Annotated in this window: 21 protein-coding genes and 1 pseudogene; 3 read left to right on the top strand and 19 right to left on the bottom strand. The window is 58.9% G+C overall.

The genetic code is table 11. From position 1 onward, the window contains the following. Positions 1 to 4: 4 nt before the first annotated feature. The 3 genes from HY751_12315 to HY751_12305 are packed head-to-tail and all read left to right on the top strand — an operon-like array spanning position 5 to position 3,161. Positions 5 to 886 (top strand): GAK system ATP-grasp enzyme, encoded by an 882-nt coding sequence (locus HY751_12315; protein ID MBI4667179.1) that lies wholly within the window; start codon positions 5 to 7, stop codon positions 884 to 886. A gap of 13 nt (positions 887 to 899) precedes the next feature. Next, positions 900 to 1,964: an HprK-related kinase B gene (locus HY751_12310; protein MBI4667178.1), complete on the top strand. Its 1,065-nt coding sequence runs from the start codon at positions 900 to 902 to the stop codon at positions 1,962 to 1,964. 6 nt (positions 1,965 to 1,970) lie between these two features. Beyond that, positions 1,971 to 3,161 carry a GAK system CofD-like protein gene (locus HY751_12305; GenBank protein ID MBI4667177.1) on the top strand — a complete coding sequence of 397 codons (1,191 nt, stop codon included), beginning with the start codon at positions 1,971 to 1,973 and terminating at the stop codon, positions 3,159 to 3,161. Positions 3,162 to 3,172: 11 nt separating this feature from the next. Here the strand turns inward: HY751_12305 and HY751_12300 are convergent, their stop codons facing one another. The 19 genes and pseudogenes from HY751_12300 to HY751_12210 form a co-directional block, all read right to left on the bottom strand. Beyond that, the gene (locus tag HY751_12300) at positions 3,173 to 4,015 is read right to left on the bottom strand and encodes a protein-glutamate O-methyltransferase CheR (protein ID MBI4667176.1); all 843 of its coding nucleotides are present in this window, start codon (positions 4,013 to 4,015) and stop codon (positions 3,173 to 3,175) included. Then, positions 4,012 to 5,112, bottom strand: coding sequence for a chemotaxis-specific protein-glutamate methyltransferase CheB (gene cheB / locus HY751_12295; protein MBI4667175.1), 1,101 nt, complete (start codon positions 5,110 to 5,112; stop codon positions 4,012 to 4,014). The genes HY751_12300 and cheB overlap by 4 nt, the downstream gene beginning before the upstream one ends. A gap of 87 nt (positions 5,113 to 5,199) precedes the next feature. Continuing rightward, on the bottom strand, positions 5,200 to 6,765 hold the full coding sequence (locus HY751_12290; GenBank protein MBI4667174.1) for a CZB domain-containing protein: 1,566 nt from the start codon (positions 6,763 to 6,765) through the stop codon (positions 5,200 to 5,202). 21 nt (positions 6,766 to 6,786) lie between these two features. Next, on the bottom strand, positions 6,787 to 9,189 hold the full coding sequence (locus HY751_12285; protein MBI4667173.1) for a bacteriohemerythrin: 2,403 nt from the start codon (positions 9,187 to 9,189) through the stop codon (positions 6,787 to 6,789). A gap of 33 nt (positions 9,190 to 9,222) precedes the next feature. Then, positions 9,223 to 9,696, bottom strand: coding sequence for a chemotaxis protein CheW (locus tag HY751_12280; GenBank protein ID MBI4667172.1), 474 nt, complete (start codon positions 9,694 to 9,696; stop codon positions 9,223 to 9,225). 3 nt (positions 9,697 to 9,699) lie between these two features. Continuing rightward, positions 9,700 to 12,696 carry a chemotaxis protein CheW gene (locus HY751_12275; GenBank protein ID MBI4667171.1) on the bottom strand — a complete coding sequence of 999 codons (2,997 nt, stop codon included), beginning with the start codon at positions 12,694 to 12,696 and terminating at the stop codon, positions 9,700 to 9,702. A 298-nt stretch (positions 12,697 to 12,994) separates the two neighbouring features. Continuing rightward, a complete protein-coding gene (gene cobO / locus HY751_12270; GenBank protein ID MBI4667170.1) occupies positions 12,995 to 13,531 on the bottom strand; it encodes a cob(I)yrinic acid a,c-diamide adenosyltransferase in 537 nt (178 codons plus the stop codon). 1 nt (position 13,532) lies between these two features. Continuing rightward, entirely contained in the window at positions 13,533 to 15,056 is a 1,524-nt protein-coding gene (locus tag HY751_12265) for a cobyric acid synthase (GenBank protein ID MBI4667169.1), read from the bottom strand. Then, the gene (gene cobK, locus HY751_12260; protein ID MBI4667168.1) at positions 15,049 to 15,831 is read right to left on the bottom strand and encodes a precorrin-6A reductase; all 783 of its coding nucleotides are present in this window, start codon (positions 15,829 to 15,831) and stop codon (positions 15,049 to 15,051) included. Before cobK ends, HY751_12265 begins: the two co-directional genes overlap by 8 nt. Next, positions 15,832 to 16,623 (bottom strand): precorrin-3B C(17)-methyltransferase, encoded by a 792-nt coding sequence (cobJ, locus tag HY751_12255; GenBank protein MBI4667167.1) that lies wholly within the window; start codon positions 16,621 to 16,623, stop codon positions 15,832 to 15,834. Next, positions 16,548 to 17,360 (bottom strand): cobalamin biosynthesis protein, encoded by an 813-nt coding sequence (locus tag HY751_12250; protein MBI4667166.1) that lies wholly within the window; start codon positions 17,358 to 17,360, stop codon positions 16,548 to 16,550. Before HY751_12250 ends, cobJ begins: the two co-directional genes overlap by 76 nt. Next, positions 17,338 to 18,090 (bottom strand): precorrin-4 C(11)-methyltransferase, encoded by a 753-nt coding sequence (gene cobM, locus HY751_12245; protein ID MBI4667165.1) that lies wholly within the window; start codon positions 18,088 to 18,090, stop codon positions 17,338 to 17,340. Before cobM ends, HY751_12250 begins: the two co-directional genes overlap by 23 nt. After that, positions 18,090 to 18,818 carry a precorrin-2 C(20)-methyltransferase gene (cobI, locus tag HY751_12240; GenBank protein ID MBI4667164.1) on the bottom strand — a complete coding sequence of 243 codons (729 nt, stop codon included), beginning with the start codon at positions 18,816 to 18,818 and terminating at the stop codon, positions 18,090 to 18,092. Before cobI ends, cobM begins: the two co-directional genes overlap by 1 nt. After that, positions 18,815 to 19,453, bottom strand: a complete 639-nt coding sequence (cbiE, locus tag HY751_12235; protein MBI4667163.1) for a precorrin-6y C5,15-methyltransferase (decarboxylating) subunit CbiE — start codon at positions 19,451 to 19,453, stop codon at positions 18,815 to 18,817. The genes cobI and cbiE overlap by 4 nt, the downstream gene beginning before the upstream one ends. Next, positions 19,435 to 20,502 (bottom strand): cobalamin biosynthesis protein CbiD, encoded by a 1,068-nt coding sequence (cbiD, locus tag HY751_12230; protein ID MBI4667162.1) that lies wholly within the window; start codon positions 20,500 to 20,502, stop codon positions 19,435 to 19,437. Before cbiD ends, cbiE begins: the two co-directional genes overlap by 19 nt. Continuing rightward, the gene (locus tag HY751_12225; protein ID MBI4667161.1) at positions 20,499 to 21,374 is read right to left on the bottom strand and encodes an ABC transporter ATP-binding protein; all 876 of its coding nucleotides are present in this window, start codon (positions 21,372 to 21,374) and stop codon (positions 20,499 to 20,501) included. The genes cbiD and HY751_12225 overlap by 4 nt, the downstream gene beginning before the upstream one ends. Continuing rightward, positions 21,371 to 22,144 carry a hypothetical protein gene (locus HY751_12220; GenBank protein ID MBI4667160.1) on the bottom strand — a complete coding sequence of 258 codons (774 nt, stop codon included), beginning with the start codon at positions 22,142 to 22,144 and terminating at the stop codon, positions 21,371 to 21,373. The genes HY751_12225 and HY751_12220 overlap by 4 nt, the downstream gene beginning before the upstream one ends. Beyond that, positions 22,134 to 23,128, bottom strand: a pseudogene (locus HY751_12215) (energy-coupling factor ABC transporter permease). The gene HY751_12220 and the pseudogene HY751_12215 overlap by 11 nt, the downstream one beginning before the upstream one ends. Next, positions 23,112 to 23,600: a CbiX/SirB N-terminal domain-containing protein gene (locus HY751_12210; protein MBI4667159.1), complete on the bottom strand. Its 489-nt coding sequence runs from the start codon at positions 23,598 to 23,600 to the stop codon at positions 23,112 to 23,114. Before HY751_12210 ends, HY751_12215 begins: the two are co-directional and overlap by 17 nt. Positions 23,601 to 23,617: the final 17 nt, after the last annotated feature.

Genomic DNA, 23,617 nt, shown 5'->3' with positions numbered 1-23,617 from the left:
ACGTATGAAAAGAATTGCTGTAGCGGGAATACCTGGTGGCTGGTCCACCGAAAGGCTGGCCCAGGCGGTGGAGCGCCGGACGGGATTTTCGGCTGTGATAGACGTTGAGAGGATGTCGGTGGACATGGGCACGGGGCGCATTAAATGCGCCGGGGCGGACATGGGCGCGCTTGACGGGGTGATAGTAAAGAAAATCGGCGAGGTGTACTCGCCCAACGCCATGGATAGGCTGGAAATCCTGCGCGCCGCTGGTAAGGCGGGTACGCGCTTTTTCTCCAGCCCGGAGAATATAGGCAGGATGCTCAACCGGGCCAGTTGCACGGCCACGCTGGCCCTGGGTGGTATCCCAATGCCACCCACAGTTATCACAGAAGGCGTCGAGGATGCCGTGGACGCGGTTGAGCGCTTTGGAGAGGCGGTGTTCAAACCCATGTTCTCCACCAAGGCCAGGGGAATGGCGCTAATAAGTAGCGGCTCCGGAGCAAGGGATGAGGTGGAGAGGTTCAAGATAGCCGGGAACCCCGTCATGTACATTCAGAAAAAAATCAGCCTGCCGGGAAGGGACTTGGGCCTTGCGTTCCTTGGCGGCGAATACCTGGCGGCGTACGCCAGGGTGAGCCGGGGCTCGTGGAACACCACTATCAATAGTGGCGGTAAATACGAGAAATTCTCCCCGCCCAAGGAAATGATAGATATGGCCGGGCGCGCGCAGTCACTGTTCGGGCTGGATTTCACGGGAGTGGACATCGCCGAAACCAGTGATGGCCCGGTGGTGTTCGAGGTGTCGGCGTTCGGAGGGTTCCGGGGATTATTGGAAGGTTGCGGCGTGGACGCGGCCCAGTTATACGCGGATTACGTTATTCGAAAGGTAGGCAATGGCGATTAAAACCGGATCGGTAATGGGCGTGGCCGAAGAGACACTTTCCCGGAACCCCGCCAGCGAGCGGATGGATCTTGCGTTCGACGGGATACGGATGACCATTTTTTCCAATTCCGCCTCTTTGCTGGAAAAGCTTAAACGCTATTTCGACGGATTCATCGTAAGCGGAACCGGGAGGGAGGGTATAAGGATATACGCCATAGACGGCCCCGCCCCGGAATTCCCCGGCGAGTCGTTAACCATAAAACAACCTGACCCTGGAAAAACCAGGATAAAGGAAGAGTATATCGAATTCGCCGACGGCCGCGTTGTGCGCAAAAGGCTCACCGGTATGGTGTTCGCGTTCGGCCCGGGGTTAAACCTGGCGGTTGGGCCCTCGCTGGACAACGACAACCAGGTGGTCAACTTTATCAACAGCCGGTTTATCCAGGCGGAGCTTTCCGCGGGTAGCCTGTTGGCCCATGCCGCTGGCGTGGCGGCGGGCGGCCGGGGGCTGGCGGTAGCCGGTTTCTCCGGCATGGGAAAAAGCACCCTTGCCCTCCATTTGCTAGGGCATGGGCTGGACTTTATAAGCAACGACCGGCTGATGGTAAGACGGGAAGGGAATGTGGCGGTAATGAAAGGGGTAGCCAAGCTTCCCCGCATTAATCCCGGCACGGCCCTCAACAACGAAAAACTGAAAGCCGTGATGACTCCCGAGGATCGTGACCGTTTCTCGTCATTGGGGCCCGACGAGTTGTGGCGGCTGGAGCATAAGTACGACGTGTTCATAGACGACCTATACGGCAAAGGCAGGTTCACCCTGGCCGGGGTGATGTCCAGCCTGGTTATACTTAACTGGAGCCGGGGAGTGGAAAGCTTCGACGCACGCCGGGTGGACCCGCGGGAAAGGCGGGACCTGCTGGCCGCCTTCATGAAATCCGCCGGTCTTTTCTACCTGCCTGATGGCGATGGAAGCGATACGCCGCCATCGGAGGAGCAATACCTGGACGTTCTGGAACGAACGGATGTATATGAGATCACCGGCGGGGTGGATTTCGACCAGGCCACCGGAGTATGTCTGGACATACTCGGAGGACAATAAGCGGACGTGGCTTTTTCGGTAAAGGTCACGCGGAAGGTTTCCATACCCGACCCTATTCGCGTGGCCCGGTACGCCAGGGCTCCGGAGCTTGGGCCCCGGATATTATTTTTCAGTGGCGGCTCCGCCCTCTCCGGGCTCAGCCGCGAACTGGCGCGTTACACCCACAACTCCATCCATCTGGTAACGCCTTTCGATTCCGGCGGAAGCTCCGCCGCGCTCCGTAAAGCGTTCCACATGCCAGCCGTTGGGGACGTGCGCAACAGGCTTATGGCGCTGGCCGACCAGTCGGCGTTGGGAGCGCCGGAGGTTTACAAGCTTTTCGCGAGGCGCATGCCCAAAGACTCGGACAACAACGCCCTTTTCACCACACTGGAGCGGTTGATAGCCGGTCATGACCCAATGGTGGCCGCCATAAACGACCCCATGCGCAAGATAATACGGAACCACCTGGGTTATTTTCGCTCCGTTATGCCAGACGGGTTCGACCTGAAGGGGGCCTCGGTGGGGAATCTTATTCTCACCGGCGGCTACTTGAACAACGGCAGGCATCTGGATCCCGTTATATTCCTATTTTCCCGGCTGGTGGAAGCCAGAGGTGTTGTGCGCCCTACGGTAAATAAAAGCCGCCATCTGGCCGTGGAGCTGGAGAATGGGGACGTGATAGTAGGCCAGCACCTTTTCACAGGCAAGGAAAACGGCCCCATCCTTTTCCCCATCAGGAACATGTACACCACCCGCAACCTGGCATCCGAAGAGCCTGTGGATGTTGGCATACGCAGAAAGACCGAGGAGATGATCGGCCAGGCGGAGCTTATCTGCTACCCCATGGGCAGTTTTTACTCCAGCGTGGTGGCCAACCTGCTGCCCTCCGGCGTGGGGCGTTGCGTAACGATGAACGAATGCCCCAAAGTTTACATCCCCAATTCGGGGCACGACCCGGAGCAGGTGGGCATGACCGTGGGCGATTGCGTGGAGACGCTGGTTAAATATCTTGCCAGAAGCGGCGGGGGTAAAATTGACCGGTTGTTAAATTATGTTGTGGTGGACACAGTTAACGGCTCATATCCGTGGCCGCTGGAGCTGGAGCATGTAAGGGAAATGGGGATCACCGTCATAGACACCCCACTTATAAGCGAGCAAAGCGGCCCGTATTACGATGAAAAACTGTTACTGCCCGTCCTCTTGTCACTTACCTAAGCCAAAGGGGATTAAATCTTCTGATAATAGATGGCTCCATGTCCATGATGGAGCGCAAAAAGGTTTTTGTAACCTGCGGCGGACTCGGACGAGCCCAGAAAAAGGTAGCCTTCTTGCCGTAGCGCCCCGGCTGTTCTGGCCATAAGGTCTTTCTTGAATTCCGCTGAAAAATAAATAGCCACGTTCCGGAGGAATATTATGTCGAACATGCCTAGCTCGTGGAGGCTTTTTTTCAGATTGAAATGCTTGAAGTGAACCAATTTTTTCACATCGCCAGACAGTTCATACTCTTTTCCGTCAGGGCTGAAATATTTTTCCAGCCGGTCCTTGGGCATGCCACGCTCGATGGCCAGCTGGTCGTACCTTCCCTTTTGGGCGGCCGCCAACGCGTCCTTGCTAATATCGGTGGCCGTTATCTCCAATCCCACATGGTCCGTTATATGCCCGCCGTCCAATGACTCCAGAAACGCCATGGCGATGGAGTAAGGCTCCTGCCCGGTGGAGCAGGCCGCCGACCATACGCGTATTTTGCCACGCCGGTGGTCATGGACGGTCCGGGCGGTCTTTGGGAAAATTTCTTTCTCCAGGGCTTTGTACGGCCCGCCGTCCCTGAACCAGCTTGTCTCGTTGGTGGTTAGGGCCTCGGCCATTGCCTGCGCCAGATGGTGGCCTGGGGCGCTAGCGGCTTTGTGATAAAGATCGAGGAAACTGTGAAGCCCCATTTCATGCAGTAACGGTTTGAGCTTGGTCTCAACGAAATATTTCTTGTCCTTCTCAAGGAATATTCCCATCTCCCTGTCAATAAGCTGGGCCAGCAACGAAAACTCGCTGTCGCTTAAATGGACCTGTTTCATATGCTGTTATTCTTGCTGGCCAGGGCCGCAAGCTCCCTGGCTATCTCGTCTAAATGCACGGCCCTGTCCGCCAACCCGTTTTCCTCCACCGCCCGGGGCATGCCATATATTACGCATGTCTCGCGCGACTGGACCAGCGACAGGCATTTATTCTTCTTTCTCAGGATTTCCACCCCTTTCATTCCGTCCTGCCCCATGCCGGTGAGCACCAGCGAAAGCACCCATTTGTCGGCGAAAGTTTCCGCCAGGGACCTGAAAAGCACATCCACCGAGGGCCTGCAACTGTTCTCCGGCTGGCCGTCGTTCAGTTCCACCAGGTAACCGCCGCCGTTTTTTTTCACGGTCATATGCCGCCCTCCCGGGGCTATAAGCGCCAGGCCGCTTTCAAGCCGGTCGCCATCGGCGGCCTCCCGCACCCTTATGCGCGACTGCCTGGCGAGGTTTTCCGCAAGAACGGCGGTGAACACCGGGGGCATGTGTTGAACGATAACCACTGGCAGTGGGAACCCCGCTGGCAGAAGGGGTATTATTTTCGCCAGCGCTTCGGGTCCTCCCGTGGATGAGCCGATGGCCAGTAAGGAAAACTGGCCGGGCTCCACTTTCGGCCTGGCCGCCACGGGTGCCGCGGCGGTGGCCTTGCCTGGCGCCTGCGCCGTGGTTGACAGGCGCGCCCTGGGTTTATATCCGGGCGCAAGCCTGGCCCTCACGACATCCAGCGCCCGCTCCACATCCTTCCGGAGTGTCATAAGGTTCGCCGTGGCGTTGGGGCCCGCGGGTTTTCTTATGAAATCCAGCGCGCCCATCCTGAGGGCGCCTATTACCACGTCCGCCTCCCGGTCGGCCACGCCGCTCACCATTATCACCTGCGTGGCCGGGTTGGATATCCTGATACGCTTCAGCGCCTCCAGGCCGTCCATCTCGGGCATGTAAACGTCCATGAACACCACATCCGCTTTCTTCTCCTCAAGCAGGCGCAGGGCTATGGCCCCATTGGCGGCGACACCCGCCACTTCAACGTCCGGCAGGCTGGACATGGCGTCCGACAACAGCCGCCGGAACAGCACCATGTCATCGGCGATTATGGCTTTCAACTTCATGACTGCTTCCAATGGATAATAGAAAAAAAAGGCATTGGGCTACCCCAATGCCTGCATATCAAAAGACCCGGGCCCTGGATAGGCCTCCTAGTTTACCTCAGCTTCCAGCCTGTCTAAAAGTTTGAACATGTGGCTGGTGAGGGAGTGGAAACCCTCGTACTTTTCAATCGCCTGCTCCCGGCGGCCATCGATTAACAACTGGGCGATTTCCCTGGCGTGCTTGTGGATTTTTTCGTGCCACACGTTTATCTCCTGGAACGAGCCGCTATGCCCGAACTTCTGGACACCGTCGCCGAAATACCACTTACCGAACTTGCACTGGGTATGGTCGGATATCTCCGATGGGTTTAGCGTCTGGTTTTTGAACAGGGCGCTGTTGAGGCGTGTTTTCCAGTAATTGTGCGCCACTTTCACCATGGTGCTGTCGAAAACCTTGTGGCTTGTCTTGAACTTGCTGGCTATCTCCCTGAGCCTGTCGGCCATGTTCGCCAGGTCATAAGCGGCGTTGTTGGATTCCACCACCCCGTTGGAAATAACCTTGGCCTGCTCGCTTACCGCAAGGATGTTCCTGGCCACTTCCACCGAGGCCCGGGCCGCCTCGCCGATGTTGTGAGATATCTCGAACGTGCCCTGGGAGGTGGCGGATATGGAGCCGGATATCCCGCTGGTGGCGGCGGACTGCTGGGCCACCGAAGCGGCGATGCTCTCGGAGATGGCGCTTACCTCGCTTATGACCCCGGAGATGCTTTCAATGGCGGCCACGGCCTCTTTTGCGTTGGCCTGCATCTCGGATATCTTCCTGCCAATCTCGCCGGTGGCCGACGATGTCTGCCTTGAAAGCTCTTTTACCTCTCCGGCCACCACGGCGAAGCCTTTGCCCGCCTCGCCCGCGCTGGCGGCCTCTATGGTGGCGTTTAGCGCCAAAAGATTGGTCTGGCTGGCGATGTCCATAACCACGTCCAGCACTTTTCCTATTTCCCTGGAGGATAACAGGAGACGGTTCATTATCTCGTGTATCCTGCGGGACTGGTCGTTAGCCTCGGCGGCGATCCGGGATTCCCGCTGGCAGTTTTTGGCCACATCGGCAAGCGAGGCGCTCATCTCTTCGATGGAAGCCGCCACCGACGTGACGGACTCGGACACACCCTTGGACGCCGACGCGATGGTATTGACGTTGCTGGAGAGCTGTTCGCTGGCGGCGGCTATGTTCATGGAGCGCTTGTTGATGTCCTCCACCCGGCTTATAAGCTGGGTGGACACATGGCAGAACTGCGATGAAGAGTTGGCTATGGCGTCGCTTTCCCGGTTTATCCCGGCGACGATCTCGGCCAGCCCGGAGCCCAGGCTGTTCACCCCGTGGGCGTTGTGGTCTATCTCATCGGTCAGCGGCCCCAGGTTCACACGCTCGGTCAGGTCGCCGCTGGCGAAACTGGTGACTATCCTGTTCACCCCTTCCAGCCGGGCGGAAAGCTGGCCGCCGTAATACGCCGCGTAAAACGAACATCCTACGCCCGCCGCAAGGCCCAGCGCCCCGGCAATTCCAACCCATCCGGCGGCGCCAGGCGCCGAAACGGACATGCCCACGGCCACTACCGCAAGCAGGGCCGCCGTGGGAACCGCCGCAAACAATATCAAACGCGCTTTTAGCTTCATCTGCAACACTCCGGAAAAACCTTAAACCCTGAACTGCCTGACTATCGCCTGCAACCGTGACGCCAGCTGGGCAAGCTCCATGGCGGCGGCGTTGGACTTGGCCGCGCCGGAAGCCGTGTCCTGCGCCGCCTTGCTTACTTCCTTTATGGAGCCGGACACGTCCCCCGCGCCGGTGGACAACTCGTGGATGTTCCCCGCTATCTCTTTGGCCGAGTGGGAAGCGCCCACAACGCTCCTGGCTATCTCCCTCACCGTTTCCGACTGCTGGTCAACCGCGTTGGCTATCATCCTTGAAATGGAGTTCATCTCCTCTATCACCGACGCGATATGGGAAATGGACTGCACGGCCCCGGAGGTCTTGCCCTGGATCATCTCCACCTGCCGCTCTATCTCCTCTGTGGCCACGGCTGTCTGCTTTGCCAGTTCCTTAACCTCGTCGGCAACCACGGCGAAGCCCTTGCCAGCCTCGCCGGCGCTGGCGGCTTCTATGGTGGCGTTGAGGGCCAACAGCTTCGTTTGGTCGGCGATATCCTTGATGGTCTCCAGCACCTTGCCGATCTCCTCCGACGAAACGTCCAGGTCGCGCATGGTTTCGGAGGCCAGCTTGGCCTTGTTGTCGGCGTTGGAGGCGATATTGGACGCCTGCGAGCAGTTCTTGGCCACCTCGGACAGGGAGGAGTTCATTTCCTCTATGGCCGCGGCCACGGTGTTCACCGAGGAGGACATGCTCTCCGCCGAAACGTTGATGGCGCCTATGTTGGCGGTCATCTGCTCCATGGCGGCGGCCACACTGCCGGACTTGGTGGACATCTGGTCCGCCCCCTTGGCAAGCTGGGTTGACACGGAGGTCATGGCGTTGGCGGAGCCTGAAAGAGACTCCGAAGATTTGGAAACGTCGCGGATGAGGGACTGCAGTTTGGCGATGAAAGAGTTTACCCACCTGGCCATATCCCCCAGCTCATCATGGGAAGTCACGTCCAGGCGGGCGGTCAGGTCTCCCCTGCCCTCTGAAAGGTCTCTTAGGGCCGCCACGGTCTGGTTTATGTTCCCGGTGATGCTCTTGGTCATCCTCAGGCTGAACACTACCGACACGATGGCGCCAATTAGCAGTACCGACACCGTGACAACCTGGGCCAGGGTGGCCATTCCCATCAAGCCCTCCAACAGTTTGGCGGTGTGGCCGTCGGTGCCGTCCACACCCTCGCCCCCATCCTCAATGCGGACAAGCTCGCTGTCTATCTCCTTAACATCCTTGTTAAGCTCCGTCCGCAGGGAAACCCTCTTCACGGCCAGGTCCACAAGCTCCCTGGAGTTTTTCAAGAACTCCGCCTTGCCGGCGGAGGCCGGGATTGAGCCCTCAACCCTGCCGTACAGTTTCTCGAACTCCTCCCTGGCGCCGTCGTCTCCATACGAGGCGTAATCGTTGGCGGCCATGGCCGCGCTCCATACCAGGTTTGTCTGGATCCCCGAAAGGCCGCCATTGCCAGCAAGGCTTCCCACGGCGGAGTCTGTCTTGTTCATCAGCTCAAACACATGGCCGGAGATTTCTATTATCTCCTTACCCTTGGCTTTAACCGCTTCCAGCTTGGCCGACACTTTTTCCACCGCCGCAGGATTGGCCACGCCGCTTTCCTTCAGGTCCTTCAGGGACTCCGCAAGACCAGAGGCCCCTTTCTCAAACCTATCCATGGACGCCTTGCGCCCTTCATCTGAAACATCCGTGGTGGACGAAAGCACGCCCCAAACGATGGTAAGAAAATTGATCCTGCTTTCCATGGCGCCGTCGGCGGCTTTCCAGGCATTGACTATGTCCGCGCTGGCGAAGCTTTTTATGCGTGATGTCATCCAGAACCCGGCCACGGCCACGAACACCATCAAGGCCGAAACCAGCGCGCAGTTGACCATCATCTTCTTGCGGATGGTCCATCCACCACCAGACGCTTCAGGAGCCTTGGATAACCTGGCGGCCTGCGGCGCGCCCGGGTCTGTACCGGCGGATGCGGCCTGTTGGGGGGCCGGTTTGGCCACGCCTTCGTTGAAGAAAGAGGAGTATCTCTTGTCCGTCTGCATTATGTGGTTCTGGAGCCAGTCCACGAGGAAATTCATAAGCTCCACCCCCACGGAGACATGCCCCTCCTTGAACCGGGTGGCGAAAGCCACGGCGTCGGCGATGAGCTTCTCGTGCTCCCCCTTGTGCCGCTGGAAATCAGGATACCCCCGGGAGGACATTTTCGTCTCCTCCTCCTTGAAATGAGACTGGGTGTACTCCAGCAATTCGCCAAGGATGACATTAAGACCTTCAACGCTCTGCCCCGCCTTCATGGCGGCGTGAAGCTCGTTTATGATGTCAAAAAGCCTTTTATGCTGGTCGTCGAACTCTTTTACGTCAACGCTGTACTTCTCTTCCCATTCTATAAGCGCCATGGTTTCACCTTTGTCCTTTACCCATGAATGTTTTCATTCCAGCCGCAACGCGTTTTCCGGGTCAACAAGCATCATCAAATCGCCTTCCAGCGCCACAACGCCCTCGACGTATTCTTCATTTACTCCCCTCAAATTGGCGGGAGGGGGAGTGACGCCTTCCAAGGGCGCTTCCACCACGTCGCCAATACCGTCCACCACAAGGCCAACCGTCTCTTCCGGAAGCCACGTTCCCGGGCCACCGTCATGTTTGCCGGCTATCTCCCCGGCGGTTTTGAGGATTATGCAATGGGTGTAACCGGCCCCTTCGCGCTTCTGGGAGCAGATGCGCTCCCCCAGGTCCAGCAATGTAACGATCTGGCCGCGGAGATTTATAAGGCCGCGCACGAACTCCGGGGCGTGCTCCACCGGCGTCTGGTCGAACTGGTGGATAACTTCCCGCACCAGAAGCACATCTATCCCGAAAAGGTTTGCGCCCAGCCGGAAGGAAAGAAGCAATCTGTTCGCCATTTTCTACCTCTCCTCTCCGAAGACCTTCCGCAGGGCGTGAAGGAGCCGCTCCTTGTCCAGCTTCAGCTCGTAATAATCCACCCCGGCGTCCAGCCCTGTTTTCTTGTCGCGGTCCAGCCCCATGGATGTGAGGGCCACTATGGGCATGTCCGCGAACTTGCCGGAGGAACGGACTTTCCTTGTAAGCTCTATGCCGTTCATCCTGGGCATGTTCACGTCGGTTATCAGCAGGTCGAACCGCTCTCCGGCGCAAAGGGTTTCCCATGCGTATTGCCCGTCGGTTACGGCTTTCACCACAAGCCCCTGCTCCTCCAGATATTTTGTGGTTACCATGCGGAAAAAGGCGGTGTCCTCCGCCAGAAGTATTTTCTTGCCCGTAAGCTTCCCGTGCGATGCGAGGTTTTTGTAAATTTCAGGCTCCGCCGTTTCGTACAGGGAATAAATGTCCATGAATATCACCAGCCGTTCGTCTATGACCCCGGAGCCGAATATTCCAATACCCTTCACCTTGTCCCGGTCAATCCTGGCGTCGCTTTTCACCACGTCCAGGATCTCGGAGGCGACAATGCCCATGGGGCTCCTGACCAGTTTGGGAATGATCACGGAAAACTTCTCCGGCGCGCTCTGCGGCCTGTTGATGGGCAGGAAATTCTCCAGCCTGAGGATTCGCATGGAGTGGTCCGCGTAATTGAGGAACTCCTTGTCGCCGACTGATTTTATCTTGCCTGCGGAAATCTCCTCTATCCTGCCCACAAGGTCGATATTTATGGCGAACACCTCTTCGCGCCCCGCCCTGAAAAGCAGGAGGCTCTGTTTCTCGGCCGCTACAAGCGTTTTCCTGGCTTTCTGAGCCGCCTCGTGGGCCATGTCCACCGCGTCGAACTTCATTTTGGTGTGGGCCGCTATTCCGGAAGGGTCCAGTATCATCACAACCTTGCCGTCCCCCATGATGGTGGCGCCAGAATAGCACCCGCATCCTTTCAGGTAAGCGGAGAGGGGCTTAACCACGATCTCCTCGGTGTCCAGCAGGCTGTCCACTATCAGGCCGAACCGGTGGCTCTCCACCTTCAACACGATTATCTGAAGGGCGTTATAAAGGCTCTTGCGCCTGTCCCGTTCCGCCCGGCGCTCCATCTCCTGCTTCCTTAGCTCCATGGAAACATCCCCGTCCACGTCCGTTTCATCAAACTCCCCGGCAAACTCGTCTATGGAAAGGGGCTTTTTCCGGCGGTCCACCAGCGTGGCCCGGCGGTCGTCTTTTCTCGCGTGTTCCCTGTAATCCGGAAAGGTCCTCTTAAGGCCGAACAGGTCTGTTAGATATACCAGCGGTAGCAACCTCCCCTGTCTGCGGATCACCGCCGCGTCCCCCAGTTTTTCTATCACGCGGGCCGAGTCCACCCCGCGAACCCTCACAAGCTCGTCTATATTGGCCTGGGGAATGGCGTACCGCCTCCCCTCGGACACCACGATAAGCGCCGGCATTATGGCCATGGTTAGGGGCAGTTTCAATATGAGTTTCGTGCCGCGTCCAGGAGAAGAGCCAAGCTCCACAGAGCCGCCGAGGTCTTCTATGTTGGTTCTTACCACGTCCATCCCAACCCCTCTGCCCGACACGTCCGTAACGGCCTGGGCGGTGGAGAAACCGGGGGCGAATATAAGCCGTTGCGCCTCGGTGTCGCTCATGGCGCCAGCCTGCTCAGGGGTTATCAACCCCTTTTCCAGGGCTTTGCGTTTCACCACGCCGGGGTCTATCCCCTTGCCGTCATCCTCTATTTCTATATAAACCTGGCCACCCTCGTGATAGGCCGCCACGCGCACGTGCCCTGCGGGATTCTTACCGGCCTTTTCCCGGGCCTCGGGCATTTCGATCCCATGGTCGGCGCAGTTGCGGATGATGTGGGTCAACGGGTCGGACAGCGCTTCGATGATGGATTTGTCCAGCTCCACCTCTTCACCCACCACTTCGATATTTATCTCTTTTTTCAGGGAACGGGTAAGGTCCCGGATTATGCGGGGAAGTTTGCCGAACACCGCGCCCACCGGCTGGAGCCGGGTGCCCATCACGCTCTCTTGCAGTTCGGATGTGACAAAATTAACCTGCCGGGCCGCCTTTTTTACATGGGGCGATTCATTCAAGGGGGCCGACACTGCGGCAAGGAACTTTTGCTTGAGCTTGTCCAGCTCTTTTCCCACTATCTGCCCCAGCGTATCCCGCGCGGCGCCATTGTCCACAAGACCGCCGCCCAGCTTTGAAAAGGCCGTCATCATGTTCCTTCTGGCCTCGTCCATGGAGCAGTCGATGATCTCCATGGTCCGGCCCCTGTCGAGCGCTTCCAGGGTTTTTATGTTCAGCGCGCTCATCATCTGGTTCCGGGCGAACACCATTTCCGCCGCCAGGTTCATAAGCCGGTCCAGCACGCTAACCTTCACCCGCACCGCGTCCTGGGCTTTAGACTGGCCCGGCTTGTCCTTGGCGGATCCGTCGCCAGCCTGGCCTGCCTGCAGTGGCACAGCGGTTTCCTCCAGGGCCACCGCCGCAGGGGCCGCTACCGGCGGGGTCACTTGCGTGGCGGCCTGGGCGGACGGAATCTCGATGTGGGAAGTTTCCTCCCCCATCCCTTCCGTGAACGGCGCAAGCTTGCGTTTTATCTCTTCAGTGGATATGGATTCCGACTCTGTGGCGTTGTCCAGTAGCTCGGAGGTCTTGTCCACACCGGCCAGCAACGCGTCCACCAATTCCGGCGTGGGCTGTATCTGGCCGTCGCGCAGACGGGCCAGGGCGTTCTCCATGGAATGGGCGAGGCTTGAAATGTTGAGCAGGCCCATGAACGCAAAACCGCCCTTGATGCTGTGCATGGTGCGGAAAAGCCGGTTCACCAGGTCCGCCGAAATATCGCCAAGGTTTTTTTCCAGGCTGAGCAGGTCCGGCTCTATTCTGGAAAGATGCTCCTTGGACTCCAGGATTATTTCGTTTAACAGCTCGCTATCATCAAGACCCATTACAATTTCCGGACTGAGGTTTAAAACTAGAATGAATGAATTAGAGGCATTCAACGGGCATTTTATACCATTGTGGGACGAATCAGTCCATATAAATTTTATTTATGCGCCCAACAATTATGCTTATAAGCTTTTATTTTTTAATGACATCTAAATGATACTAAAAGAACAAATAAGGAACATTACGTTCCACATGGCAGTGGAAAGAGATCGGGGCTTTAATAATGGATGTAAAAAGCCGTATTCCGAAAAGGGGATATCACGCCATTCGCGCGTAAAGGGAGGGTTGATTATCTAATCAATAATCCAGCCCTGGCTGGGCGGGGATGCCTTTGCTCATGGGATGTTTAACAGATTCCATACTGGTCACCATATCGGCCAGTTCCACAAGCTCCTGGGGCGCGCCCCGCCCCGTGAGAATGAGGTGGGTGTGGGCCGGTTTGGCGAGTACAGCCTGTTTTAACTGATCCAGCGATACAAGCCCCTTTTTCAAGGCGTAAAGCGCCTCGTCCATCGCCACCAGCCCGTAATCGGCGGAGGCAAGGGCTTCCATTGCCAAAGCCAATCCAGCTTGAGCGGCTTTCTCATGTTCATCAATACCGTGGCCGGGGAGCCAAGTGAAGCCAAGCCCGGCCTGGACTATCTCAAGCTGGGGAGCCAGCCTTTTCGCCGTCTCAAGCTCCCCCGTGGCGCTGTTGGCCTTGATGAACTGGATAACCTTGCATTTCATGCCATGCCCCAGCGCCCGCATGACCGCCCCCAGCATGGCGGAGGTTTTACCCTTGCCGTCGCCGGTGAATATCACCGTTAGGCCGCGCGTTTCCTGTTTGTCCATCTTATCTCTCCTCCGGGGGCTGATATGCGGCCACGCCAGCTATCTCCAGCAATTTATCCATATCCAGATGCCGTTTGAAATGCTCCGCCAGCAGATCATACTGCCCCTGCCTTGATGGCCCGGAATCGAAGGCGCCAGCCATATCCATCGATTTGAGGCCCTTCAGGAACGGGACGCGGAAAGAGGGTTCGTCGAACAGGCCATGCACATAGCCCCCCCAAACCTTTCCGCCATGGGACATGGCGCCCTCCGGCCTATATGCGCCATCTTCATCCATCATCTCAAGAGGTTTTAAAACTCCGTTCCCGGTGATGGTGATTCCCATGTGTATCTCGTACCCGCTCAGCCTGTGTCCACCGTCAACCCACCGGCCCATTACCCTGGCAACTCTTTTTTCGGCCCCCATTACCGTTCTGGCTTCCAACAGACCAAGCCCCTCCTCCTCTTCGCCCGGAACGCCCTCCACCCCGTGAGGGTCCTCCATTTTCAACCCCATCATCTGGTAGCCGCCGCAGATACCGCCCACTCTGCCGCCACCAGCGGCGTAGGTTTTTATGATATCCGCCCAGCCGGTTTCCTTGAGCCACCGCAGATCCGCTATGGTGGCTTTGCTTCCGGGTATCAGCAGAAGATCCATGCCATCCAGCGCCCGGGGTTTGGAAAGATACGAAACCTTCGCCGAAGGCTCCGCCGCCAGCGGCGCGAAATCGGTGAAATTCGATATGCGGGGGAGTTTCACCACCGCGATGTTTATCTTGTCCGGCAAGGCGACGGTTTGAGGGTCGGTAAGTTTTTCCAGCGACACGCTGTCTTCGTGGTCTATGGTTATATGGGTGAATTGGGGTATCACCCCCAGCACCGGCAGGCCCGTCCGGCGCTCAATAAATCCAACTCCTTCGGTAAAAAGCGACGGGTCGCCTCGGAACCGGTTGATGATGATTCCCCTTACCATCGCCCTCTCCTGCGGCGTTAGAAGCTCCAATGTTCCTATAACCTGGGCGAAAACCCCGCCCCGGTCTATGTCCGCCACCAGCAGGACCGGCGCGCCACAAGATATTGCCGTGCGGAAATTCGCCAGGTCGAACTCCCTCAGGTTCACCTCCGCGCAGGACCCGGCGCCCTCGATTATCACCAGGTCGTTCGCGGCGCGCAGTTTGTCTAGGCTCTCCTGTGTTCTGGAAAACAGCCAGGTTTTATCTTTCCTGAAATCGCCGGAGGTCATTTCCCCGGCCACTTTACCCAATAGCACCATCTGCGACCTGTTTTCCGCCGAGGGTTTGAGCAGAAGCGGGTTCATGTGCACCGAGGGCTCCACGCCGCAACACTCGGCCTGCACGGCTTGGGCGCGGCCTATCTCGCCGCCGTCCATGGTGACGCTGGAGTTGTTGGACATGTTCTGGGCCTTGAACGGCGCCACCCGCAGGCCCATTCCGTAAAATATACGGCACAATGCCGCCGCCGTAACGCTTTTACCCACGTCGGAGCCGGAGCCGAACACCGCCAGGCAACGGGCGGGCTTACCCATTGGCGCCATTCCCTCCGGCGATAACCATAACCGCCTGCGTTATCTTTTCCATATCGGCGAAAGAATCTCCCGCCTCTTCCCGGGGCCTTCGCACCACCACAAGGGGAATGCCCGATAACCGGCACGATTCCACCTTTTCCATAACGCCGCCCGCCTGGCCGCTTTCCTTGGTGACCATGACGCCTATGGAGTATTTATTGATGGTCTCAAGATTTTCCTCCACCGAGAACGGCCCGCGCGCGAAAATAACGGAACTGAAATCCAGCCCGTTCTTCCGGCATGCCTCTTCCGATTCCGGATGGGGCAAAACCCTGGCAACCAACGGGACACCGGTTTCAACAGATTGCCGGACGTATGGGGCAAGATTCCGGGACCCTGTGGTCAACAGCGCGGCCTTGCCGAATGAAAATGCGATTTGCGCCGCCTCCTCGTGATCGTCCGCCCAATGAACCCGTTCATAGTCCATCGTAAGCCCGGGGCGCTCAAAACGCAGATACGGCAAGCCAGCCGTATTCGCGGCGCTCATGGCGTTTTTTTGGGCTTCCACGGCGAAAGGGTGCGTGGCGTCCAGGACAGCGCCTATCCCCTCTTCACGGATGAACGCCGCCATCTCTTCGGCGGTGAGCCGCCCGATTCTCCTTTTGATCTTCGGGTGGCCGCCCACATCCAGCTCGTTATCCGTGGCGGTGGAGGCTATTACTTCCAGCCCTCGCGTGGCCAGGGCCATGGCTAGGGGCATGGTTTCGCTGGCGCCGCCCAGAAGCAGTACCTTCATCTAAAACCTTTTTCCCCGGTATCCGCGGGGTGTCACGAACCATTCCCCCATCCGGCGGGACTGGCTGTTGCCGATGATGACGATAGACATCATGCCTATATCTTCCGACAGGAAGTTATCAAGATCGGTCAATATGATCCGCTCCTCCCCATCGTAACCCACGCTGTCGCACACGCCAACAGGGGTGCTGTTAAGCCGGTAGCGTTTAAATATCTCCGCCGCCTCCGCCAGCTGTTCCACCCGTTTCTTGCTTCTTGGGTTGTACAGGGCCGTAACCATATCCGCCGCCGCCACGGCCTCCAGCCGGATCTTTATGGACTCCCATGGAACCAGCAGGTCGCTCAAGCTTATGGTGGCGTAATCCAGCATCAGCGGCGCCCCTAGCCTGGCTCCTGCGGCGTTGGCGGCGGACACGCCGGGGATTATTTCCACGGCCACGTCCACCTTGTCCTCTTCCATCAGCTCCAGGGCCAGGCCGGACATCCCGTACACCCCGGCGTCGCCGGATGAGATGAGCGCCACGGTATGCCCCTCGGCCGCCTTGGCCAAAGCCTGACGGCACCGCTCGGTCTCCTGTGTCATGCCGGAGGAGATCAGCTCCTTCCCGGCGGTGAGGTCCGCCACGTTTTCCAGATACCTTTTATACCCCGCCACCACCGAGCACTGGGCGATGGCCGCCTCGGCCCGTCTTGTGCGGTCCAGCGGCCCTCCGGGGCCTATTCCAACGACGAACAGTTTTCCTTTGCCAGCGCCACCGTCACTCCGTCGCGCTTGAGTTTCTTCAGTATTAATGATGTCCTCCTTCCAGCCAGCAGGGCCGCAGGTTCGGCGACCGCTGGCAGGTTAACTTTTTCTTGAACGAAATCAGACCGCTCCACCGGCAGGTCCGCCCGGCGGATGTCTTCCGACGGGATGAACCTCACCGGCAATCCAAGCTCCCGGGCCGCCTCGATCAACCCCGGCTCGTTCTCCTTCACGTCCGCCGAGGCTATTAAACGTACTTTTGCAAGCGACACCCCGGTTATTTCCAGCGAGTCCATGATGGCGGCCTTGATGGACCCGGCGGATTTTCCTTTCCTGCATCCCACACCGACAATTATATTTTTTGCCGCTTCCGTGGATGTGGAGATGACCGGCTCGGCCCCGATGGCGTTGGCCACCTCCATGGCAAGGTCGTTGGCGCCCCCCTCGTGGCCGCTCAGAAGGCTTACGGCGTAACGCCCGCCGATGTCCACCTGCACAACCGCAGGGTCGGTCTTCTTCCCGCTCAGGTGCGGCGCTATGGCGCGCACCACCGCTCCGCAGGGGGCGATGTACACAAGCCCACGAACCTTCCCGAATATTTCGGCGGTAAGGTCCACCACCCTCGAAAATTTTTCAAACCTTCCGTCCCCGTATGCGGCTTTTTCATGGATGTAACCCCGGGAGCCGGGAAGCCGGTTTAACAGCGCTCCGGCCAGTTTCCCCCCTTCCGGCGACAGGGTTATCACCGCCACCCAGGCGGCGTCACCTGGCCTGACGGTATCCATGGGAAAAATCGCTGGCGTAAAGCCGGGAGGCGGGAATGTCCCGCGAAAGCGCCCAACCCACGATGACCATGGCCGTTTTCTTTATCCCCGCATCTTTGGTTTTACCGGCGATGTCGGCCAGTGTTCCGGTGAGAATCATCTGGTCGGGCCATGAGGCCCGGCTTACCACGGCGGCGGGGCAGTCTTCACCATAATGGATTGAAAGGCGCGTGGCGGTGTTCTCCAGGTCGCCTACGGAGAGGAACAGGCACAAGGTGGAGCGAGTCCTTCCCAGCTCGTCAATGCCTTGCTCGTCCGGAACCGGCGTTCGGCCCGCTGTTCTGGCCAGTATAACCGCCTGCGCCACTTCCGGCGCCGTAAGCTCCAGGTTCAGCGCGGCGGCGGCGGCCTGGAACGAGCTTACGCCAGGAACCACTTCATATGCTATCCCGTGGCTGTCCAACTCGTTCATCTGCTCCCTGATGGCGCCGAATATGGACGGGTCGCCCGAATGTAACCGCACCATGTCCACATTTTTAGCGGCGCATTTCACGGCCACTGCCACGGTTTGAGCCAAGTCCATCTCCGCCGAATCGTATTTCTCGGCCTCCGCCGGTATCAGCGCCAGCACCTCGTCGCTTACCAGCGACCCGGCGTACACGCAACATTTGCAGTTCTCCAGCAACTCTTTCGCCCGCACGGTGAGAAGTTTCGGATCTCCGGGGCCGCCCCCCACGAAATAGACTTTCATCACGCCTCCTTCCTCTTCCCGCAATGCACGAGGATGGTGGAAAGATAGCCAATCTGCGGATCCTCGTTCTTCAGGTTCCTCAGGTTCGTCTCTACCCGCTCCCCCTCAAGCCCGGCGTAGGCGGTGAACACCGCGCTGTCTATAACCTCCGCCTCCTCCAGAGCGTCCAGGATGCCGTGAAGCCTTTTACCCACTTTCATCAGTATCACGGTCCCTTCCCCCCGGACGGCCTGCCGCACAGAGCCCAGATCGTCGGCGGCGGGAATGATGGTCACCGGCTCCTTGGCCTCCCCCACCGGAAAATCCGTGAGAGCCGCGGCGGCGGAAAACGCCGTTACTCCCGGCACGGTGGACACCCTGGCCTCCGGCGCCGCTTTCTTCAGCGCCCGCACAAGATAGATGTATGTGGAGTAGAGCAACGAATCCCCCAGGGTAACGAAACATGCGTCCTGCCCGGTGGCAAGCCACGAGGCTATTTTCGAGGCGGACTCCGCCCACTGCCGTTCCAACTCGTTTTTGTCCATCACCATGGGGAAGACCAGTTCCTCAATGACGGCCTGGGGGTTCACGTACCGTTCGATGATGGCAAGCGCCACGCTTTCGGCCTTTATCCGCGCCTTGGGCACGAAAAGTTTTTTGCACTCCCCCAGAAGCCTCGCCCCCTTCACGGTGACAAGCTCCGGGTCGCCCGGCCCCACGCCGATGCCGTACAGTGTGCCGTAGGTCATTTGAAACACTCCTTCCTTATAAGCAGAACCACCGTCATGGACGGCGCCTTGTAAGTCATCAATTCCTCCGGCCCAAACTCCCTCACCCGCTCCTCCGGCAGGGTGAGGTTCTCGCAAACGAACAGCCTGCGCCCTGCCCCCGCTTTCACAGCCATCCCGGCTATCCACCTTACCGCCTCGTCCGAACCGGCCAAAAACGCTATTTTCGGCTCTTCCATCAGCGATGGTAGCAACGAGTCCGGAACGCTGGCGTGGGCCGTAACCACCCGGGCGTCCGCCCAGCCCAGCCCCACCGCCGCAAATGCGCACTGCACCGAGCTTACGCCGGGTATCACCTCGCACATACCGGAGCCGAACTTTTTTATCACCGGCGTGGCCAGGCTACTTATGCCCGGGTCGCCGCTCACCAGCACCGCCACACGGCGGGAGGGAATCCTTTCGGCTATGGCCTCCAGCGCTTTTTGGGTGTCAGCCCCGTAGGGTATTTTTTCCTGTCCACTGTCCGGCAGGAGCTTTAACAGCCTCGGTGAGCCTATGACGCAATCCGCCTCCAAAGCCTTGCGCCGGGCCACGGGGGAAACATAATCCTCCCCACCGGGACCAAAGCCGATTATGGTTATCCTTTTTTCGGCCATGGGCCCATATCCCCGGAGTCTCCGAGAATCCTTCCTTTCATGTCCACCAACGCCACCGCCACGGGGAATTTTTGTTCCACCTTCGCCAATACAGCCTGTCGCACACGCTCCGCCAGCGCAGAGGCCACCGTGTTAATTTCAGCGCCCGTAAGCGTCTCAAAAATCCCTTCCACCGTGGAATGCCCCTCCATGGAGACGCCCAGGGTTTTCGACGCCAGCGCCGACACAATTGGAACGGCGGAACCGGAACGGGACGAATGGGTGTCCCAATAACCTCCGGCCAGCTTGGCCAGTTTCCCCGGATGGCCAGCCACCAGCAAGGCTTTTACCGGTTTTCCCCTCACCGTGTCCAGCATGAAGCCCCATTCGTTGCTCACCTCCACCACGGCCTCGGGTTTCACATCCAGCAACGCCAGCGCCGTTTTAGAGCCTATGTTACCGGCGGTGAAAACCAAAAACTCGTTTCCGCCGGCCAAGGCCACCTCCAGCGCGCATTTGAGCGACTCGCGCAACGCCGGATGGCTGTAAGGCCTCACAATGCCCGTGGAGCCGAGTATGGAAAGCCCCCCTTCCACCCCCAGCCTGGGGTTGAAGGTTTTTTGCGCCAGTTCCCGGCCGCCGGGGATGGATATGGTCACCCGCACCCCTTTCGAGGTCACTTCCCGGACGGCGTTGGTTATCATCTGCCTTGGGCCGGGATTTATGGCGGGCTCCCCCGGAGGGATCTGCAACCCTTTCTTCGTCACCACCCCCACCCCTTCACCGGCGCTGAAGGTCACATCCTCCCCGTTTTCCAATGAAACGCTGGCCATAACAAGAGCGCCGTTGGTTATGTCCGGGTCGTCCCCGGCGTCTTTGCGGACGGCGGCCATGGCGCTGGCGCCCCGGGTCTCCGCCAATTCCAGCGGCAGAACCACTCTTCCACCGCCGGGCATCGGTATGTCCACCTCCCTTAGAGGGGGCGAGCCTAACAACAGCGTCACAGCCGCCTTGGCCGAAGCCGCCGCGCAGGCGCCGGTGGTGTAACCTTCCCTGAGTTTTCCGCTCATCGGTCCGCCACCGCCTTTATGCTCGAAGCGTTCCCGGCAAGGATATCCAGAATCCGGAGCCGGGCTTCCCCCACGGTAAGGGGCAGGCTTCCCATCTCCAGCCCGTCTTTAGTTTCAAGTTCCCGCATCAGGTGGGTTACATACGGCAGGCGCAGACCAGCCTGTTCCAGGAGCCCCCCGTCCGCCAGCGCGTTTTTTATTGGGGCGTCTTTCATCAACCGTCCCTCTTCGAGGATCATAATCCGGTCGGCGAAAAGCGGAAGCAGGTCCACCGAATGGGTGGCCATGACTATCGTCACGCCCCGGTCCCGGTGAAGTTCGCCCAGCAGGCGCATAAGGTTCAGCTCCCCGGCAGGATCCAGCCCGGCGGTGGGTTCGTCCAGCAAAAGGATGGAAGGGCCCATGGCCAGCGCCCCGGCTATGGCCACTCTTTTTTTCTGCCCGAAGCTAAGCTCGTAAACCGGCCTGTCCGCAAGATGCGCGGCGCCAACAAGACACAACGCCTCGACGGTTTTTTTCCGCGCCATGGATTCATCCAGCCCCATGTTTCTGGGGCCGAAAGCCACATCCTCCTCAACGGTAAGGGCGAAAAGCTGGTCGTCCGGGTTCTGGAACACCAGCCCCACCGAGGTGTATCTTTTTTCATGGGATATGGAGCCCATGGGCTGGCCGCGCAACATTATTTCCCCGCTCTTGGGGCTGACAAGCCCCGACAGCAGTTTCAACAGAGTGGTTTTCCCCGAGCCGTTGGCGCCCAGCACGGCGGTAAATCCTCCGTGGGGCAGATGGAAATCCAGCCCTTGAAGGATGTCCGGCCCGTCGCCGTAAGAGAACCCAAGCCCTATGGCTTGCATTGCCGCTCCGCTTTTCAAGCCACGCCTCCCAGCAATATGAAGGAAACCGCGATGGCCGCAACACCCGACGCCAAGGTTATCCATTGCCTCGCGCCCAGCGGATTGAGAGCTGGTAGCGGCATACTGCCGTTATAGCCCCTTGCCATCATCGCCAGGTGGGCGTTTTCCGCCCGGGTCACGGCCCTTAACAATACCGCGCCGCTCAACGCCCCGGCGGACGTCAAAGCCCTGCGCCTGCCCGCGTAGCCCAGCCGCGCTTTCTGCGCCATGGCCATGTCCCTCGCCATGTCCAGCAGGCTGAAAACCTGCCTTACCATTGTGTTGGCCAGCTCCACCAGCGCCTGGGGGGCTCCAAGCCAGCGGCATGCGGCCAATATTTTCCGCGCTGGCGCGGCGTGGCAAAGTAGCGCGAAAACCGAAACGCCTCCGGCTATGCGTGAGGCGGTCAAGACTCCCGCCCGGACCCCTTCGGCCTTAATTGTAAGCGGCAAACCGGAAATCTCCATACCCCATAGCGGCGTTGAGCCGGACATGAACGATTGAAGCGCTAACGCCATAGCTCCCATTGCCAGCGGGCCCGCCATTACGGCGAGCGTTTTTTTCACCCTGGCGCCCATGTATATGAGAGCCGCCCACGACATGGCCATGCAGGCCAGGGGGAACGCCGCGGATGCCGAAGCGGTGACGCTGAAAATGGCGATGGCTGAAAGAAGCAGGCCCACGCGGGGATCAACCTTGCTGGATGCCTCGGGTTCCGCGCCCCCTTCCCGCCACATGTCATGCGTCACGGGATGTCTCGCTTTTTTTCGCCGGGAACAGTTCCCGGTAATAGTAACCGGATATGAATCCGGCGGTAACGCCGGCAAGAAGGAACATCAGCAGTAATATGTCGCCATCCACCCAGGAGAATATGACAAAGGGCTCCCTGCCAGACTGGGCGGCGAATTTTTCGACTACGGTTTTGTCCACCCCTTCCCATGTATTGGCCATCGCCATGGAAAGATAGGGTTCCATAAGTGTTTTCATGCCCGCTCTCCCGCGCCTCTCATGGCCGGTAGCAACTCCGGCCTCCGCTCCATGACAAACCGGTACGCTCCGGCGGTTACAAACCCCTCTAAAATCCCGAGGGGTATTTGCGTGGGAGAAAACGCCGCCATGATGGCCCCGAACATGGGCAGGATGGAGCCGTCAATAGTCAGCCCCGACGCCAGCTCCAGCGATGTGAAGGAGTAAGTGGCCCAATCTGAAACAAGCCCAGCCATGAACGCTCCCGCAACCGCTGGCGCGCCAAGTTTCCGCGCCACCGTGAACGTGGCGTATCCGGCCAAAGCCCCAGCCACGCCCATGGACATGATATTGGCCCCAAGGGTGGTCAACCCCCCGTGGGCCAGAAAAACCGCTTGCAGGGCGAGCGCCACCGCCGAGATAGCGACAACGCGCCTGGGCCCGATCAACAACGCCGCAAGGCCGACGCCGCAAGGATGCGAACAGGAACCGGCCACCGGCACGGGGATAGGCATCAGCGAAATGATGAAAACCGCAGATCCCACCAGGCCCACGAAAGGTTTTTCCGAAACGCCGCCGTTTTTCGCCTCCAGCGCCTTGGCGCTCCACGCCACCAGAGGCGCCGCCAGCGCCCACCAGAAAACCGCCCATCCGGCGGGCAGTACGCCGTCGGAAATGTGCATGGCATAGGCGGGATCCGGCGCGGCGGCCACTATCAGCGCCGCAATCCCCGCGATGGCTGTAACTCTTTTAGTGATGATGGTCATGGCCGCAACGCCCTCCTTCCCGGAATTTTTCTGCCATCTCCGGGGTCATGGGCACAAACTCCAAGTCTCCTGGCGGAAGGGGGAATTTTTCGCGCGGCTCCAAAACCATGTCGCGCACATCGGCAAGCTTCCACGAGGCTTCCACCCGTTTTTTCACTATCTCTATCATCAGCTCGTCGAACCCTATGCATTCGCCGAAGATTATCTTCACGCCGGGATACCTGGCCGCTTCCGTCTTCATCATCTCCGGGATGTCCAGCCGCGTATGCAGACCCATGTGCAGGAAATAGGGGATAAGCGAAACAACCTTGGCTCCGCCTGTCACGCATTTTTCCACCGTTTCGGGGAAATGTGGCCCAAGCCGGGACATGTAGCAGGTCTCCACCATGTGGTAGGCGCCGCTTTGGGTTAACGCCTGGGCGACCTTCTCCATGCCGTTGGCGGCGCCGGGCACCCGGCTTCCATGCCCCATCAGTATCACCGCCTGTT

The organism is Nitrospinota bacterium, assembly GCA_016208975.1.
Taxonomy (GTDB): Bacteria; Nitrospinota_A; UBA7883; order UBA7883; family JACRLM01; genus JACQXA01.
Note: the sequence above shows the minus strand (reverse complement) of the source record. Positions and strands in the feature narration are given on the sequence as shown.